This is a genomic window from Halopseudomonas sp., from assembly GCF_041579695.1.
In the GTDB taxonomy this organism is placed as follows: Bacteria; Pseudomonadota; Gammaproteobacteria; order Pseudomonadales; family Pseudomonadaceae; genus Halopseudomonas.
Map to the genome: position 1 here is coordinate 1 of NZ_JBFGFI010000193.1, position 1898 is coordinate 1898.

Genomic DNA, 1898 nt, shown 5'->3' on the forward strand with positions numbered 1-1898 from the left:
CGATCGACACCGGCATACGCAGCGCGATGCACCGAATGGAGGGCCGGGAGATATGGATGATTCCGATCCTGATGACGCTATTCGCGCTGGGCGGCACGACCTATGGTATGGCGGAAGAAACCCTGGCCTTCTATGCCATTCTGATTCCGGTCATCATTTCGGCGGGGTATGACGCTGTAACCGGCGTCGCGGTCATTCTGATCGGTGCGGGAATTGGCGTGCTGGGCTCAACCATCAATCCCTTTGCTACTGTAATCGCCTCCAACGCCGCCGACATCCCCTTTACCGACGGCATCATCTTGCGCCTCGTACTGCTTGTGGGGGGCCTGCTCATCTGTGCGGCATACGTAATGCGTTACGCACGGCGGGTCAAGGCCGATCCATCGCGCTCGGTCGTCGCCAAGCAACGAGACGCGCACCGCAAACTGTTCCTTCAGGGCCAGGACGAACTGGATAACTTCGAGCTCACCGGTATCCAGAGGGTGGCGCTGATCATTTTTGCGCTGACCTTTGTCGTCATGATCTGGGGCGTGGCGTCCCAGGGCTGGTGGATGGCCCGGATGGGCGCGCTCTTCTTCGGCGCGGCCATCGTGATCGGCATCATTACCCGGCTGGGCGAGAAAAGACTGACCAGCAGCTTTGTCGACGGCGCCCGCGACCTGCTCGGTGTGGCCCTGGTGGTCGGCCTTGCCCGGGGCATCGTTGTCATCATGGAGCAGGGCATGATTGCCGATACCATCCTGCACAGCGCCGAAACCACCCTGGGCGGGCTGCCGGAGCTGGCTTTCATCAACCTGATGTTCTGGATCGAGGTGGGCATGAGTTTCTTCGTGCCCTCTTCATCCGGCCTTGCGGTGCTGTCGATGCCCATCCTGGCGCCGCTGGCGGACTTTGCCAACGTAGGGCGCGACCTGGTGGTCACCGCTTATCAGTCAGCCAACGGCCTGGTCAATCTGATCAACCCCACCTTCGCCGTGGTAGTCGGTGGTCTGGCCATAGGCCGGGTCTCCTATGACCGCTGGCTGGCGTTTATCTGGCCCTTGCTGCTGATCCTGACTGTGTTCATCACAGTGATAATCAGTATCGGTGCTTTTATCTGATTCTCTGGCAAATGAGGTTGCGACATGACTGAGCACACCCTGGGCGTCCATTCCGAAACCGGCACCCTGCGGCAGGTGATCGTTTGCCGGCCGGGTCTTGCCCATCGGCGACTGACGCCCTCCAACTGCGATGCGCTGCTGTTTGACGATGTGTTCTGGGTCAAACAGGCGCAGAAGGACCACGATGTTTTCGCCGGGCTGATGCGCGCGCGCGGGGTAGAGGTGCTGGACGTCAACGAACTGCTGGCTGAAACCCTGGATATTCCACAGGCCCGGGCCTGGATTCTGGACCACCGGATCACCTGGAATCACATTGGCGTCGGCATGGTCTCCGATCTGCGGGCCTGGATGGACGAACTCCCGGGCCGCACTCTGGCGGAATACCTGATCGGCGGGCTGGAAGTGGGCGACTTGCCGTTCGATCCCTCCGGCCTGTTTGGTAACCATCTGGGACCTTACGGATTTGTGCTGCCGCCACTGCCGAACTTTCTCTTCACCCGCGACAACAGCGCGTGGATCTACGGCGGCGTCACCCTCAACCCCATGTACTGGGCTGCCCGTAAGCCAGAAACACTGCTGATGAGCGCCATCTACCAGTACCACCCGGCATTCGCCGGCAAGGTCAACGTTCACTGGGGCGACCCACTCAAGGATCACGCCCTGGCTACGCTGGAGGGTGGCGACATCATGCCGGTAGGCAATGGTGCGGTACTGGTGGGCATGGGCGAGCGCTCCTCCCCCCAGGCAATCGGCCAGTTGGCCAAGGCCCTGTTCGACAGCGGCACCGCTGACCGGATC

At 61.3% G+C, this 1898-nt stretch carries 2 protein-coding genes; both read left to right on the forward strand.

All coding sequences use genetic code 11. The annotated features are described in order from the left end of the window. Positions 1–1100 (forward strand): YfcC family protein (locus ABYA88_RS16295; protein ID WP_373188431.1); only part of this gene is annotated, 1100 nt, incomplete at its 5' end. Between the two features lie 24 nt (positions 1101–1124). Further along, a partial coding sequence (locus ABYA88_RS16300) for an arginine deiminase family protein (protein ID WP_373188432.1) occupies positions 1125–1898 on the forward strand: 774 nt, incomplete at its 3' end.